13 protein-coding genes are annotated in these 14,127 nt (G+C 72.0%); 7 read left to right on the top strand and 6 right to left on the bottom strand.

The annotated features are described in order from the left end of the window. Positions 1 to 70 precede the first annotated feature (70 nt). Together ACGF3I_RS05680 and ACGF3I_RS05675 are read left to right on the top strand one after the other, a co-directional pair. A complete protein-coding gene (locus ACGF3I_RS05680) occupies positions 71 to 1,516 on the top strand; it encodes a glyceraldehyde-3-phosphate dehydrogenase (RefSeq protein ID WP_393129311.1) in 1,446 nt (481 codons plus the stop codon). A gap of 163 nt (positions 1,517 to 1,679) precedes the next feature. After that, a complete protein-coding gene (locus tag ACGF3I_RS05675) occupies positions 1,680 to 2,915 on the top strand; it encodes a PP2C family protein-serine/threonine phosphatase (RefSeq protein WP_393129310.1) in 1,236 nt (411 codons plus the stop codon). 155 nt (positions 2,916 to 3,070) lie between these two features. Here the strand turns inward: ACGF3I_RS05675 and ACGF3I_RS05670 are convergent, their stop codons facing one another. The 4 genes from ACGF3I_RS05670 to ACGF3I_RS05655 form a co-directional block, all read right to left on the bottom strand. Next, positions 3,071 to 3,226 (bottom strand): DUF6131 family protein, encoded by a 156-nt coding sequence (locus ACGF3I_RS05670; protein WP_393129309.1) that lies wholly within the window; start codon positions 3,224 to 3,226, stop codon positions 3,071 to 3,073. Between the two features lie 127 nt (positions 3,227 to 3,353). Next, complete coding sequence (locus tag ACGF3I_RS05665; protein ID WP_393129308.1) at positions 3,354 to 3,740, bottom strand: hypothetical protein; 387 nt, start codon at positions 3,738 to 3,740, stop codon at positions 3,354 to 3,356. Positions 3,741 to 3,819: 79 nt separating this feature from the next. Next, complete coding sequence (locus ACGF3I_RS05660) at positions 3,820 to 4,191, bottom strand: VOC family protein (RefSeq protein WP_393129307.1); 372 nt, start codon at positions 4,189 to 4,191, stop codon at positions 3,820 to 3,822. A gap of 29 nt (positions 4,192 to 4,220) precedes the next feature. Then, positions 4,221 to 5,186, bottom strand: a complete 966-nt coding sequence (locus ACGF3I_RS05655) for an LLM class F420-dependent oxidoreductase (protein WP_393129306.1) — start codon at positions 5,184 to 5,186, stop codon at positions 4,221 to 4,223. A 191-nt stretch (positions 5,187 to 5,377) separates the two neighbouring features. Between ACGF3I_RS05655 and ACGF3I_RS05650 the strand changes: the two genes are divergently transcribed. Together ACGF3I_RS05650 and ACGF3I_RS05645 are read left to right on the top strand one after the other, a co-directional pair. Then, positions 5,378 to 5,602: a hypothetical protein gene (locus ACGF3I_RS05650; protein ID WP_393129305.1), complete on the top strand. Its 225-nt coding sequence runs from the start codon at positions 5,378 to 5,380 to the stop codon at positions 5,600 to 5,602. Positions 5,603 to 5,674: 72 nt separating this feature from the next. After that, positions 5,675 to 6,349 carry an HAD family hydrolase gene (locus ACGF3I_RS05645; protein ID WP_393129304.1) on the top strand — a complete coding sequence of 225 codons (675 nt, stop codon included), beginning with the start codon at positions 5,675 to 5,677 and terminating at the stop codon, positions 6,347 to 6,349. Positions 6,350 to 6,458: 109 nt separating this feature from the next. Here the strand turns inward: ACGF3I_RS05645 and ACGF3I_RS05640 are convergent, their stop codons facing one another. Then, complete coding sequence (locus tag ACGF3I_RS05640; RefSeq protein WP_393129303.1) at positions 6,459 to 6,650, bottom strand: hypothetical protein; 192 nt, start codon at positions 6,648 to 6,650, stop codon at positions 6,459 to 6,461. 44 nt (positions 6,651 to 6,694) lie between these two features. Continuing rightward, complete coding sequence (locus tag ACGF3I_RS05635; RefSeq protein WP_393129302.1) at positions 6,695 to 7,648, bottom strand: LLM class F420-dependent oxidoreductase; 954 nt, start codon at positions 7,646 to 7,648, stop codon at positions 6,695 to 6,697. 277 nt (positions 7,649 to 7,925) lie between these two features. On the opposite strand from ACGF3I_RS05635, the gene ACGF3I_RS05630 reads away from it, so the two are divergent. The 3 genes from ACGF3I_RS05630 (at position 7,926) to ACGF3I_RS05620 (ending at position 14,077) form a co-directional block, all read left to right on the top strand. Then, entirely contained in the window at positions 7,926 to 11,027 is a 3,102-nt protein-coding gene (locus tag ACGF3I_RS05630) for an FAD-binding and (Fe-S)-binding domain-containing protein (protein WP_393129301.1), read from the top strand. 102 nt (positions 11,028 to 11,129) lie between these two features. Beyond that, positions 11,130 to 12,950, top strand: a complete 1,821-nt coding sequence (locus ACGF3I_RS05625; protein ID WP_393129300.1) for a thiamine pyrophosphate-requiring protein — start codon at positions 11,130 to 11,132, stop codon at positions 12,948 to 12,950. Then, complete coding sequence (locus tag ACGF3I_RS05620) at positions 12,947 to 14,077, top strand: enolase C-terminal domain-like protein (protein ID WP_393129299.1); 1,131 nt, start codon at positions 12,947 to 12,949, stop codon at positions 14,075 to 14,077. Before ACGF3I_RS05625 ends, ACGF3I_RS05620 begins: the two co-directional genes overlap by 4 nt. Positions 14,078 to 14,127: the final 50 nt, after the last annotated feature.

The raw sequence follows: 14,127 nt of genomic DNA, 5'->3' as shown, positions 1-14,127 counted from the left end.
GGCACCGCTTGAACGATCAAAAAGGCGGCGGGTTAGCATATGAGCGCCGCCTAGCTCGAAAGATGAACCCGTGACTGTCAATGACGACTCGTTCACCAACTGGAAGAACCGCGAGGAAATCGCGGAGTCGATGATCCCCATCATCGGGAAGCTGCACCGCGAGCGGGACGTCACGATCCTGCTGCACAGCCGCTCCTTGGTGAACAAGTCGGTGGTCAGCATTCTGAAGACCCACCGATTCGCCCGCCAGATAGCCGGCGAGGAGCTCTCGGTCACCGAGACGCTGCCGTTCCTGCAGGCTCTGACCACCCTCGATCTCGGCCCCTCCCAGATCGACATCGGCATGCTCGCCGCGACGTACAAGGCGGACGACCGGGGCCTGTCGGTCGCCGAGTTCACCGCCGGGGCCGTCGTCGGCGCCACCGGGGAGAACAAGATCGAGCGCCGTGAGCCGCGGGACGTCGTCCTGTACGGCTTCGGCCGCATCGGCCGGCTCGTGGCCCGGCTGCTCATCGAGAAGGCCGGTTCCGGCAACGGCCTGCGCCTGCGGGCCATCGTGGTCCGTCAGGGCGGCGACCAGGACATCGTCAAGCGCGCCTCGCTGCTGCGCCGCGACTCCATCCACGGCCAGTTCCAGGGCACCATCACCGTGGACGAGGCGAACAGCACGATCGTCGCCAACGGCAACGAGATCAAGGTGATCTACGCGGGCGACCCGTCGGAGGTCGACTACACGGCGTACGGCATCAAGGACGCCATCCTCATCGACAACACCGGCAAGTGGCGCGACCGCGAGGGGCTCTCCAAGCACCTGCGCCCCGGTATCGACAAGGTCGTCCTGACCGCGCCCGGCAAGGGCGACGTGCCCAACATCGTGCACGGCGTCAACCACGACACCATCAAGCCGGACGAGCAGATCCTGTCCTGCGCCTCCTGCACCACCAACGCGATCGTCCCGCCGCTGAAGGCGATGGCCGACGAGTACGGCGTGCTGCGCGGCCACGTGGAGACCGTCCACTCGTTCACCAACGACCAGAACCTGCTCGACAACTACCACAGCGCCGACCGCCGTGGCCGTTCCGCGCCGCTCAACATGGTCATGACCGAGACCGGCGCCGCCTCCGCCGTGGCCAAGGCGCTGCCGGACCTCAAGGCCCCGATCAGCGGCAGCTCGATCCGCGTCCCGGTGCCGGACGTCTCGATCGCGATCCTCAGCCTGCGGCTGGGCCGCGAGACCACCCGCGAGGAAGTCCTCGACTACCTGCGGGGTGTCTCGCTGACCTCGCCGCTCAAGCGGCAGATCGACTTCACCACGGCGCCCGACGCGGTCTCCAGCGACTTCATCGGCTCGCGCCACGCCTCGATCGTGGACGCCGGCGCCACCAAGGTCGACGGCGACAACGCGATCCTGTACCTCTGGTACGACAACGAGTTCGGCTACTCCTGCCAGGTCATCCGCGTCGTCCAGCACGTCTCGGGCGTCGAGTACCCGACGTACCCGGTGCCCGTGGTCTGACCCCGTACCGTTCGCCGGCCCCGAGGGCGGCCGGGTGCCCCTTCGGCGCCCGGCCGCCCTCGGGCGCTTCCGGGTTCGCGCGCTGCGTCCGGCGGGCCCGTCGCGCCGATGCCGCCTATCGTGAAAGGCACAAGATCGAAGGCGTCGCGCGGGCAGGTGCATCGTGAACGGGTCCGGCATCGACTATGAGGCGGTGTTCAGGGCGCTGCCCGCCCCGGTGGCCCTGCTCACCACCGACCTCGTGTACGTGGACGTGAACGAGACCTTCACGACCATGGTGGGGCGCGCCCGCGAGCAGCTGATCGGCCGCTACCTCTTCGACGTCTTCCCCGACAACCCCGACGACCCGGCCGCCAGCGGAGCCCGCAACCTCGGGGCGTCCCTGCGCCGGGTCGCGGCCACCGGCGAGCGGGAAGCGATGGCGCTCCAGCGCTACGACGTCGAGGTCCCGGACCGGCCGGGGGTGTGGGAGGAGCGGTACTGGAGCCCGGTCAACACCCCCGTACTCGACGCGGACGGCAACGTGGCGCTGATCCTGCACCGGGTCGAGGAGGTCACCGAGCTGATGAAGGCCCGGGGCAGGACGGGCACGGTGGAGGGCGACCGGGCCAGGGTCCTGGAGGCCGAGCTGTACACGCGGGCGAAGGAGCTCCAGGAGGCCAACCAGGAACTGCGTCGGGCCCACGACCGGGAGCACGAGGTGGCCCTGTCCCTGCAGGCGGCGATGCTGCCGATGCCCGGGCCGCTCGAACACCACCGCGCGGCCGTCCGGTACCGCCCGGCCGTCGGGTCCCTGAACGTGTGCGGCGACTGGTACGACCTGGCCGAACTGCCGGGGGAGCGGCTCGCGGTCGCCGTTGGCGACGTGGTCGGGCACGGTCTCACGGCGGCCGGGGTGATGGGGCAGTTGCGCAGCGCCCTGAGCGCCGCCTCCCGGGTCGCCGAGGGGCCCGGCCAGGCACTCGAAGTGCTCGGCCTGTACGCGCGCTCGGTGGACGGCGCGGAGTCCACCACGGTCTTCCTGGCGTTCGTCGACTGGAGCACCGGGATGCTGACGTACAGCAGCGCCGGGCACCTGCCCGCGGTGCTCCTGCACGTGGACGGCACGGTGCAGTTCCTCGACGGGGCAACCGATCCGCCGCTGGGTGCCCGCCCCGAGCACGTGGGCCGCCCGCAGACGGCGGTGCCCTTCACCACGGGCGCGGCGCTCGTCCTGTACACCGACGGTCTGGTCGAGCGGCGTCACGAGGCCATCGACACCGGCCTGCACCGCCTCGCCGACGCCCTCGCGCGCCACCACGGCGCCGGACCCGAGGCCCTCGCGGACGCCATCCTCAGCGACCTGATGCCGGCCGGGGGAGCCACCGACGACACGGCACTGCTCGTCATCGGTCTGTAGCCGGGCCGCGGGCGACCGGCCGGAACGGGCCGCCGCTGCCGGGCCGCATACACGTACTCCCTCGGCCGCGCACCTCACCAGCGGGCGCGGTCAAGGGAGTTGACGTGCGGCGAACCGGTCCGGAAGCACCGGGTGCGTCCGGACCGGCCCGCCGGTCACCAGTAGTGCCGCCGACCGCCGACCGCGTGGCCGACCGCGCCGAGCAGCCACAGGATCGCGCCGATGACGAGGAGGATGATGCCGATGGTCCACAGGATGGAGATTCCGGCTACGAAGCCGATGACGAGCAGGATGACGCCGAGGACGATCATGATGCCCTCCGATCTGGCAGGAAGGATTCCAGCTCCTGGTAACCAGGGTAGATCCGCGGCGCCCACAAGGGACCGGTCGCGCAGCGCCAATCTGTGGTGAGCCCGTCAGCGAGCCCGTCGGCATCCGTCAGGCGTTGGTCAGCCGCAGCTGTACGTCGACCTCCTGGTCGCCCGCCGCGCTGCCCGCCTTTTCGACGGCGAAGGCGGCGGCGAGCGTGCGGTGCAGGCGGTCCACGGCCACCGGCCCGCCCTGGAGGTCCGCGGTGACCTGGCCCGCCAGCACCACCCCGTCGACCTCGTCCGGCGCGTGGTCGACGCGGAAGCTGCCGGTCCAGGTGGCGGGCCGGGGCCCCTCGCGGCGGCCGGGCACGTCATCGGCGCGGTCGGAGTCGAAGTGCGCCGCGAGGACGTCGAAGACGGCGTCCGCGTCGGCCGCGGAGCACTCGCCGAGCATGACGTGCACGAGGTCCGGGGAGTCGGCGGCGGAAGGGGTGGCGGGGGTCGAGTCGTTCACGCTGTTCTCCGTCGTTGTGGTCCGGTGGAACTTGCCGGGGTTCGGTGGGAGGTGGTGCGCCGCGGGCGGGCCGGTGCGGTCAGTCCCGGCAGAGGCAGAAGGGGTGGCCCGCCGGATCCGCGTAGACCCGGAAGTCGCGTTCGCCGCCGCGGTCGTCGAGGTCGAGCGGGGTGGCGCCGAGGGAGAGCACCTGCTGCTCGGCCGTGTCGATGTCCGGGACGTCGAAGTCCAGGTGCGCCTGTTGCGAGTTGCGGTCCCCGCGCGGCCACTCCGGCGGGGTGAAACCGGGCGCCCGCTGGAAGGAGATGCGGTGCCCGCCGGGGGCGTACAGGTCGTACCAGTCCTCGTCGTCGTGCCTCACCTCGCCGCCGAGGACCGCGGCGTAGAAGGCGGACAGCGCCTCGGGGTCGGGGCAGTCCAGGGCCACGAGGGAGTACGTTGCGATGGCCATGCCGGGGTCTCCTTGGGTCGTTCGTCGGCTCAGAGTTCGCGCAGGGCCGGGAGCAGGTTCTTCTCGGCCCAGTCGATGAAGGGACGCTGGTGTCCGCCCCCGACCTGGACGAGGGCGACCTCGGTGAAGCCGGCCTCGGCGTAGGGGCGTACCGCGTCGACGAAGGCGTCGACGTCGTCACCGCAGGGGATCGCCTCCGCGACGTCCTGCGGGGTGACGTACTGCGTGGCGCCCTCGAACGCGGACGGGCCGGGCAGCTCCGAGTTCACCGGCCAGCCGGAGAAGGCCCAGCGGAACTGGTCGTGGGCCCGCGCCACCGCCGCGTCCCGGTCGGGGTCGTAGCAGACGGGCAGCTGCCCCACGCGGGGCTTGCCCTTGCCGCCGTGCCGCTCGAAGGATTCGATGAGCTCCTTCTTGGGCTCGGTGGCGATGACGAGGTCCGCGAGCCGGCCCGCGAGCGAGCAGGACCGCTCGCCGGAGACCGCGACCCCGATCGGCGGCAACTCGTCCGGCAGGTCCCACAGTTGGGCGTCGGCCACCTCGAAGTAGGCGCCCTGGTGGTTGACCGTACCGCCCTCGAAGAGCGCGCGGATGATGTCGACCGCCTCTTCGAGCATGTCCACGCGCACCTTGGCCGGGGGCCAACCGCCGCCCGTCACATGCTCGTTGAGGTTCTCGCCGGAGCCGAGGCCGAGCCGGAAGCGCCCCTGGGACAGCGACTGCATCGTCGCCGCCTTCTGCGCCACGACGGCCGGGTGGTAGCGCACCGTGGGGCACGTCACGTACGTCATCAGCGGGATCCGGCTGGTGGCCTGGGCCGCGGCGCCGAGCACGCTCCACGCGTACGGGGCGTGCCCCTGGGACTTGAGCCACGGGAAGTAGTGGTCGGACGTCACGGAGAAGTCGAAGCCCGCACGCTCGGCGGCGACCACGTCCTCGACGAGGGCGCGGGGGCCCGCTTGCTCGGTCATCATTGTGTAGCCGATTTGCACCATATGTCACCCTTTGCCGAACGGCTCGGGCCGAAACCTCCGCCCTCACCCGGTCGTGGACGTACCGGGTACCCGAAGCCCGGCCCGTCACGCGGCCAGGACGCCTCGGGGGAGTGGGCCGTACGGCCGCATGTTTCGGGCGCGCCGACGGGGCAACCCGTGCCTGGCAGGCATGTTTCCGGCAAGGAGTCGTCGTGGTCCTCGTAGCCGTTCTGCTGCCCAACCTGATGCTGGCCGTCGTTCTGGCGCTCGGCCGGTACGAAGAGTTCATGCTCGGCGTGGACGAAGGCGGCGCTGAGCCGCGCCGGGAACGGCACCTGTTCGCCGTGCCGGACCTGCCGCCCGTCGAGGAGGCGGCGGACCGGGATCCGAGGCCCTCGCACGCCTCCCCGGCGCCCGCCCGGCGACACGCTGCGTGATCCGCGGCGGGGCACGGGCCCGCCGGGAGCGGCATGATCGGCACTACATCGCGGAACGAAAGGCGTGGGCGCATGGCACGTGCGGTTCTCTTCGACGTCGACGGCACTCTCGTCGACACCAACCATCTGCATGTCGTGACCTGGTGGGAGGCCTTTCGCCAGGCCGGCCACGACGTGACGATGCACGACATCCACCGTGCCATCGGCCTCGGTTCGGACGATCTCATCGAGCATCTGCTCGGCAAGGAGCGCGACCGCGACCAGGACGAGAAGCTCAGCGCCGCCCACACCGCGCTGTACGGCACGTACTTCGAGCGGCTGCCCGCCCTCGACGGGGCGCGGGACCTGCTGCACGAGCTGGCCTCGCGGGGCTGGCGCATCGTGCTGGCCACCTCGGCCGGCGGTCCCGAACTCACCGCGCTGCGCCGCGCCATCGACGCCGACGACGTCATCGCGGGCGTGGCCAGCGCCGACGACGTCAGCGAGGGCAAGCCCGCGCCCGATCCGGTCCACCGGGCGCTGGAGCTGGCCGAGGCCGAGCCCTCGGACGCGGTGTTCGTGGGGGACACCGTCTGGGACATGAAGGCGGCCCGCGCCGCGGACGTGCGCGCCGTCGCCGTGCTCACCGGCGGCATCGCCCGCGCCGACCTCGAAGCGGCCGGGGCCTCGGCCGTCTACGGCGACCCCGCCGAACTGCTCTCCCACCTCGACACGAGCCTGATCGCCCAGATGGAACGCGCCGGCTAGCCGGACCGGGCCCCGCGGGACGGGCCCCCCGCCGTGACGGACCCCGGCCGGTTGAACCGTGCCGGGGTCCGTCACTCATGTCCCGCGGTCCCGCGCGGGACCCGGGGCGTCACCTGTCGGACGCCTCCTCCTGGGCCTCCTCGTTCGGCGAGAGCGCATCGCCCGCCTCGCCGTCGTGCGGGTCCTTGCGGCCCGTTCGCGTGCCGCGTGTCTCCGCGTGCTCGAACTCCTTGAGGACCTCGTCGAGTGCCGAGTCGGACTGCGGCTCGGACGAGGCGTCCTGGTGGTGCGGGTGGTTCATGTCGCTCCCAACTGCGTTGACGAATATGTGGTGCTGACGGACTTTCAGCCGAGCTGCGGCAGCACCTTGGTGCGGTAGAAGTCGAAGAAGCCCTGCTGGTCCTTGCCGATCTGGTTGATGTAGACGGTGTCGAAGCCCGCGTCCACGTACTCCTTGACCGCCGCCACATGGGCGTCCGGGTCGGGCCCGCAGGTGACGTTGGACCGCACCCGCTCGGGCGTGACCAGCTCCGAGGCCTGCTCGAAGTGGGCCGGGGTGGGAAGGATCTGCGGCAGTTCGCCGGGGAGCTGCTCATTGGCCCACAGGCGGTGCGCCGTGCGCACCGCCTCCTCCTCGTCGACGCCCCAGCACACCTTGAGCCCCGCGTACACCGGCTTCGTGCCGCCGCCGCTGCGCCGGAACCGCTCGATGGAGGACTCGTCCGGCGCCATGGTGATGAAGCCGTCCCCGATGCGCCCCGCGACCTCGGCGGCCAGCGGGCCGAACGCCGAGACGTCGATGGGCACGGGCTCGTCGGGCACGGTGTACAGGCGCGCGTTCTCGACCGTGTAGTGCTTGCCGTGGTGGCTGACCTGCTCGCCCGTGAAGAGCTGGCGCATCACCCGGACGGCCTCCTCCAGCATCTCCAGTCGTACGGCGGCCTCCGGCCAGGGGTCGCCCAGGATGTGCTCGTTCAGCGCCTCACCACTGCCGACCCCGAGCCGGAAGCGCCCGCCGAGCTGCACCGCGCTGGTGGCCGCGGCCTGGGCGATCACCGCCGGGTGGGTGCGGATGACGGGACAGGTCACCGCGGTCTCGACCGGCAGCGACACCGCCTGGGACAGCGCACCGATCACCGACCAGACGAAGGGTGCCTGCCCCTGGTTGTCGTTCCACGGGTGGTAGTGGTCGGAGATCCACAGCGAGGTGAACCCGGCCTGCTCGGCCATCCTGGCCTGCTCCACCAGCTCGTCCGGGGTGTGTTCCTCGCTGGACAGGAAGTATCCGAACTCCGTCATCCAAGGCTCCTCACGGGTGGCGGGCAAACGGAATCTCTGTCCGGGTGGCCGCCGAACGGGGCCCCGAAACGGTCTCGGCGCCGCGAGTTCGCCGACCGGGACCGGCCCCCCTCATCCGTCACCCTAAGCGCGGCCCACGCCCCCCGCACCCGCGGCCGGGGCCGCGCCCCCGCTGGCGGAAGGGGCCCGGCTCGGGTAGCCAGGAATGCGTGTGGATGCCCCGGTCCGGGGTACTGGCGGGAGCGCGGACGGGGAGCGTCATCTACGAGGAGGAACGATGGATCTGCCCGACAGCGCCGCCGAGCCGTTGCACGGGCGGAATCCGGAACGGCAGGCCGCCGACCTGGACCGGGACGCCCTGGAACGCGCCCTGGGCGAGCGCGTCGACGGCGAGGTGCGGTTCGACGCCGGAAGCCGCGGCGCCTACAGCACCGACGGATCCAACTACCGTCAGGTCCCCATCGGGGTCGTCGTTCCCCGCACCATCGCCGCCGGCGCCGAGGCGGTCGCCGTGTGCGCCGAGTACGGCGCGCCCGTCCTGTCGCGCGGCGGCGGCACCAGCCTGGCGGGCCAGTGCACCAACACGGCCGTCGTCATCGACTGGACGAAGTACTGCGACGCGCTCGTCTCCGTCGATCCCGAGCGGCGCACCTGTGTGGTCGAGCCGGGGATCGTCCTCGATGAACTCAACCGCCAACTCGCCCCGCACCGGCTCAAGTTCGGACCCAAGCCCTCCACCCACAGCCACTGCGCGCTCGGCGGCATGATCGGCAACAACTCGTGCGGCGCGTCCGCGCAGGCCTACGGCAAGACCGTCGACAACGTACGCCGCCTGGACGTGCTGACGTACGACGGGACGCGGATGTGGGTCGGCCCCACCAGCGACGAGGAGTTCGCCGCGATCGTCGCCGAGGGCGGCCGGCGCGCCGAGCTCCACCAGGGGCTGCGCGATCTCGTCGACCGCAACCTCGCCGAGATCAGGCGCGGCTACCCCAAGCTGCCGCGCCGCGTCTCCGGCTACAACCTCGACTCGCTGCTCCCGGAGAACGGCTTCGACGTGGCCCGCGCCCTGGTCGGCAGCGAAGGCACCCTGGTCACCGTCCTGCGCGCCGAGCTCGATCTCGTACCCGTGCCGCCCCACGAGGCGATGCTGGTCCTCGGTTACCCCGACATCTGCGCCGCCGCCGACGACGTGCCGAGGCTGCTGGAGCACTGCTCGCCCTCCCAGCTGGAGGCGCTCGACGGGCGGATGGCGCAGCTCATGCGCGAGGAGCACGCCCACCTCGAATCCCTCGACCGCTTCCCCGACGGCGACAGCTGGCTGCTCGTGCAGTTCACCGGTGACAGCCAGGACGAGGTCGACGAGCAGGCCCATGCGCTGCTGCGGGCGCTCGGCCGCAGCGAGAAGGACGGGTCGGTGACGTTCTCCGACGACCCGCGGCGCGAACAGGAGCTGCTCAAGGCGCGCGAGGCCGGCCTCGGGGTGACCGCCCGGCCGCCCGACGAGCGCGAGACCTGGGAGGGCTGGGAGGACTCGGCCGTTCCGCCGGAGCGGCTCGGCGACTACCTGCGCGGCCTCAGGGAGCTGTTCGAGGAGTTCGACTACGACCACCCCTCGCTGTACGGGCACTTCGGGCAGGGCTGTGTGCACACCCGCATCCCGTTCGGCCTGAAGAGCGCCGAGGGTGTCGCCACCTTCCGCCGGTTCCTCTTCAAGGCGGCCGACCTGGTGGTCGCCCACGGCGGCTCGCTCTCGGGCGAGCACGGCGACGGGCAGGCCCGCGGCGAACTCCTGGTCCGCATGTTCGGCGAGCCGCTGGTGGCGGCGTTCGGCGAGATGAAGGCGCTGTTCGACCCGGACGACCGGATGAACCCCGGGAAGATCGTGGCGCCGTACCGCACCGACGAGAACCTGCGGCTCGGCCCCCACTGGCGGCCGCGCCACTTCGACACGCAGTTCGGCTACCCGGACGACCAGGGCTCCTTCGGCCGGGCCGTTCTGCGCTGCGTAGGCATCGGCAACTGCCGCACCCACAGCGGCGGCGTCATGTGCCCCTCCTACCGGGCCACCGGCGAGGAGGAACACTCCACCCGCGGGCGCGCCCGGCTGCTCTTCGAGATGCTCGACGGGCACGCCGACTCGCCGGTGACCGGCGGATGGCGCTCCGCCGAGGTCAACGACGCCCTGGACCTGTGCCTGGCCTGCAAGGGCTGCAAGTCCGACTGCCCGACCGGTGTGGACATGGCCACCTACAAGGCCGAGTTCCTCTCCCACCACTACGCGAACCGGCCGCGCCCGGCCGCGCACTACTCGATGGGCTGGCTGCCCCTGTGGGCCCGGCTGTCCCGCGTCGCCCCGCGCGCCGTCAACGCGGCCCTGCGGGCGCCCGTCCTGTCCTCCCTGGGCAAGCGCGTGGCCGGAGTGGCCCCCGAGCGGACGGCACCCGCCTTCGCCGAGGAGTCGTTCGTCCAGTGGTGGACCGCGCGCGGCCTGCCCGAACCCGACCCGGCCGACGAGCGCACCGTCGTGCTGTGGCCCGACACGTTCTCCTCGTCCTTCCACCCCGCCGTCGCCAAGGCGGCGGTAAGGGTCCTGGAGAGCGCCGGATTCAACGTCGCGGTGCCGACGCGAGCCGTGTGCTGCGGCCTCACCTGGATCTCCACCGGTCAACTGGCCACCGCCCGGCGGGTGTTGCACCGCACGCTGGACGTCCTGCGGCCCTGGATCGAGGCGGGCACGCCCGTCATCGGCCTCGAACCGTCCTGCACGGCCGTCTTCCGCGCGGACGCCCCCGAGCTGATGCCGGACGACCAGGACGTACAGCGCCTGGCCGGGCAGTTCAAGACCCTCGCCGAGTTCTTGATCCAGCGGGCCCCGTCCGACTGGAAGCCGCCGACTCTCGCCCGGACGGCGGTCGTTCAGACCCACTGCCACCAGCACGCCGTCCTCAAGGACGACGCGGACCGTGAACTCATGCGGCGCATGGGCCTGGACGCCGACGTCCTGGACGAGGGCTGCTGCGGCCTCGCGGGCAACTTCGGCTTCGAGCAGGGCCACTACGAACTGTCCATGGAGATCGGCGAGCAGGGCGTCCTGCCCGCCGTGCGCGGCGCCGCGCCCAGCTCCCTGGTGGTGGCCGACGGATTCAGCTGCCGCACCCAGATCGAGCAGGGCGGCACCGGCCGGCGCGCCATGCACCTGGCCGAAGCGCTCGCGCTCGCCCTGGACGGGCCACTGCCCGCCGACCGCCCCGAAAAACTCACCACGCGGCCCGAGCCGTCCGCCCAGGACGCCCGGCTCGCCGCCGGGGCCGCCGGGCTCGTACTCGCCGGCGGCGCGACGGCCCTTTACGCCTGGACCCGTCGGCGCCGCACCTGACCCGGCCCGCCCCCACCCGGACAGCGCACCCCAGGAAACGCCCCAGGCAGCGCACCCCACGAACCGCCCCACCGAAAACGCCCCAATGAAAGGCAGCATCCCGTGTCCCTCAAAGTCTCCGACTACGTCCTCCAGCGGCTGCGCGAGTGGGACGTCGAGCACGTCTTCGCCTACCCGGGCGACGGCATCAACGGCCTGCTCGCCGCCTGGGGACGCGCCGAGAACAAGCCCGTCTTCATCCAGGCACGGCACGAGGAGATGGCCGCCTTCGAAGCGGTCGGCTACGCCAAGTTCTCCGGCCGGGTCGGCGTCTGCGCGGCCACCTCGGGCCCGGGCGCCATCCACCTGCTCAACGGCCTGTACGACGCCAAGCTCGACCACGTGCCGGTCGTCGCGATCGTCGGGCAGACCAACCGCACCGCCATGGGCGGCTCCTACCAGCAGGAGGTCGACCTCCTGAGCCTCTACAAGGACGTGGCCGGCGCCTACTGCGAGATGGTCACCGTTCCCGAGCAGCTGCCCAATGTGATCGACCGCGCCATGCGCGTGGCCCGGGCCGAGCGCACGGTGACCGCCGTCATCATCCCCGCCGATGTGCAGGAGCTCGACTACACCCCGCCGCAGCACGCCTTCAAGATGGTGCCCTCCAGCCTCGGCATGGCCTCCTACGCACCGGTTCCCGCGGACGACGACCTCGCCCGCGCCGCCGAGGTGCTCAACGCCGGCGAGAAGGTGGCCGTCCTGATCGGCCAGGGCGCCCGCGGGGCCCGCGCCGAGGTGGAGCAGATCGCCGACGTGCTGGGCGCCGGCGTGGCCAAGGCCCTGCTCGGCAAGGATGCGCTGCCCGACGACCTGCCGTATGTGACCGGCTCCATCGGCCTGCTCGGCACCCGGCCCAGCTACGAGATGATGCAGGACTGCGACACCCTGCTCGTCATCGGATCGAGCTTCCCGTACACCCAGTTCATGCCGGAACTCGACCAGGCGCGGGCCGTCCAGATCGACATCGATCCGCAGATGATCGGCCTGCGCTACCCCTTCGAGGTCAACCTGGTCGGCGACTCGGCCACCACGCTGCGGCGGCTGCTTCCGCTGCTGCGCAAGAAGTCGCACGGCAAGTGGCGCAAGAAGATCGAGAAGGACAACGCCCGCTGGTGGGAGGTCATGGAGCGGCGCGCCGCCGTGGACGCCGAACCCGTCAACCCCGAGTACGTCGTGCACGCCCTGGACGCGCTGCTGCCCGACAACGTGATCCTGGCCGCGGACTCCGGCTCCGCCGCCAACTGGTACGCGCGCCATCTGCGGATGCGCGGTTCGATGCGGGGCTCGCTCTCGGGCACCCTCGCCACCATGGGCCCCGGCGTCCCGTATGTGATCGGCGCCAAGTTCGCCCATCCCGACCGGCCGGCCATCGCGATCGTGGGCGACGGGGCCATGCAGATGAACGGCCTCGCCGAACTCATCACCGCGGCCAAGTACGCGCCGGAGTGGAGCGACCCGCGGCTGATCGTCGCGGTCCTCAACAACCAGGACCTCAACCAGGTGACCTGGGAGATGCGGGCCATGTCGGGCGCCCCCCAGTTCCTGCCGTCCCAGTCGCTGCCCGATGTCGCGTACGCCGATTTCGCCCGCTCGATCGGGCTCGGCGGCGTACGCGTGGAGAAGCCGGACGAGGTCGAGGGGGCGTGGCGGCAGGCGCTCGCCGCCGACCGCCCGTTCGTCATCGACTTCCGCACCGACCCGGCCGTACCGCCGATCCCGCCGCACGCCTCGCTCGACCAGATCGAGGCCGCCGCGGCCTCCGTCCTCAAGGGCGACAGCGACCGCACCGGCATGATCCGCCAGGGCCTCAAGGCCAAGGTGCAGGAGATGCTGCCGGGCACCCGCCACCGCCACCCGGACGGCGGGGACGACACCAAGTGAGGTCCGCGGAGCCCGGTGCGCGCGGCGGGCCGTCCGTCGACGGGATCGAGGCGGCGGCCTACACGCTGCCCACCTCGACCCCGGAGGCCGACGGCACGCTGGCGTGGCAGGAGACCACCCTGGTGGTGGTCCACGCCCGCTCCGGGGCCACCACCGGGCTCGGCTACACCTACGGCGCTCCGGAGACCGCCGCCTACGTCCGGGGCCATCTGGCCCCGGTGGTCACCGGCCGCTGTGCCCTCGACGTGCCCGCCGCGGCCGGGGCGATGGCCCGGGCGGTGCGCAACGACGGGCGGCCCGGCCTGGTGGCCGGTGCCGTCTCCGCCGTGGACATCGCGCTGTGGGACCTCAAGGCCCGCCTCCTCGGCCTCCCGCTCACCCAGCTGCTGGGCCGGGCCCGCGAGCGGGTGAGGGTGTACGGGAGCGGCGGGTTCACCACGTACGACGACGCCCAGCAGGACCGGCAGCTGCGGGACTGGGCCGAGGGCCAGGGCATTCCCCGGGTCAAGATCAAGATCGGCGAGTCCTGGGGGAGCGCCGAGCAGCGCGACCGGCACCGGATCGCCCGGGCCCGCGCCTCGATCGGCGACGCCACCGAGCTGTACGTCGACGCCAACGGCGCCTACACCGTCAAACAGGCCGTCCGGATGGCCCGTTGCCTGGAGGACCACGACGTCCGCTGGTTCGAGGAGCCCGTCTCCTCCGACGACCCGGACGGGCTCGCCCGGATCAGGTCGGCCACCACCGTGGAGGTGGCCGCCGGTGAATACGGCTACACGCTGCCCTACTTCGGGCAGCTGCTGCGGGCCGGTGCGGTGGACTGCCTCCAGGCGGACGCCACGCGCTGCGGCGGGCTCACCGTGTGGCTGCGGGCCGCCGCCCTCGCCGAGGCGTTCGGCGTGGACATCTCGGGTCACTGCGCCCCGCACGCCCATGCGGCGGTGGCCGCCGCCGTGCCCAATCTGCGCCATCTGGAGTGGTTCCACGACCACGTCCGGCTCGAATCCCTGTGGTTCGACGGCACGTTGGACCCGTCGGGCGGACACATCGCCCCCGGTGCCGATGGCGCCCCGGGCCACGGACTGACCTTCAAGACCGCCGATGCCGAGCCCCGCCGCACCGGCTGAACCGGGCCGCGCCGGCCGCGGCCCCGGCGTCCCGCCACCGCGGCGTACCA

This window comes from Streptomyces sp. NPDC048111 (assembly GCF_043202815.1).
Classification (GTDB): Bacteria; Actinomycetota; Actinomycetes; order Streptomycetales; family Streptomycetaceae; genus Streptomyces.
The sequence above is the reverse complement of the archived record's forward strand: the minus strand, read 5'-3'. Positions and strand labels throughout refer to the sequence as shown.

Bases quoted from the DNA above. Each gene is read 5' to 3' on its own strand.
- ACGF3I_RS05670 (WP_393129309.1), bottom strand. From the start codon at position 3,226: ATGATCGTCCTCGGCGTCATCCTGCTCGTCATCGGCTTCGTAGCCGGA.
- ACGF3I_RS05660 (WP_393129307.1), bottom strand. From the start codon at position 4,191: ATGGCCATCGCAACGTACTCCCTCGTGGCCCTGGACTGCCCCGACCCC.
- ACGF3I_RS05655 (WP_393129306.1), bottom strand. From the start codon at position 5,186: ATGGTGCAAATCGGCTACACAATGATGACCGAGCAAGCGGGCCCCCGC.
- ACGF3I_RS05645 (WP_393129304.1), top strand. From the start codon at position 5,675: ATGGCACGTGCGGTTCTCTTCGACGTCGACGGCACTCTCGTCGACACC.
- ACGF3I_RS05640 (WP_393129303.1), bottom strand. From the start codon at position 6,650: ATGAACCACCCGCACCACCAGGACGCCTCGTCCGAGCCGCAGTCCGAC.
- ACGF3I_RS05635 (WP_393129302.1), bottom strand. From the start codon at position 7,648: ATGACGGAGTTCGGATACTTCCTGTCCAGCGAGGAACACACCCCGGAC.
- ACGF3I_RS05630 (WP_393129301.1), top strand. From the start codon at position 7,926: ATGGATCTGCCCGACAGCGCCGCCGAGCCGTTGCACGGGCGGAATCCG.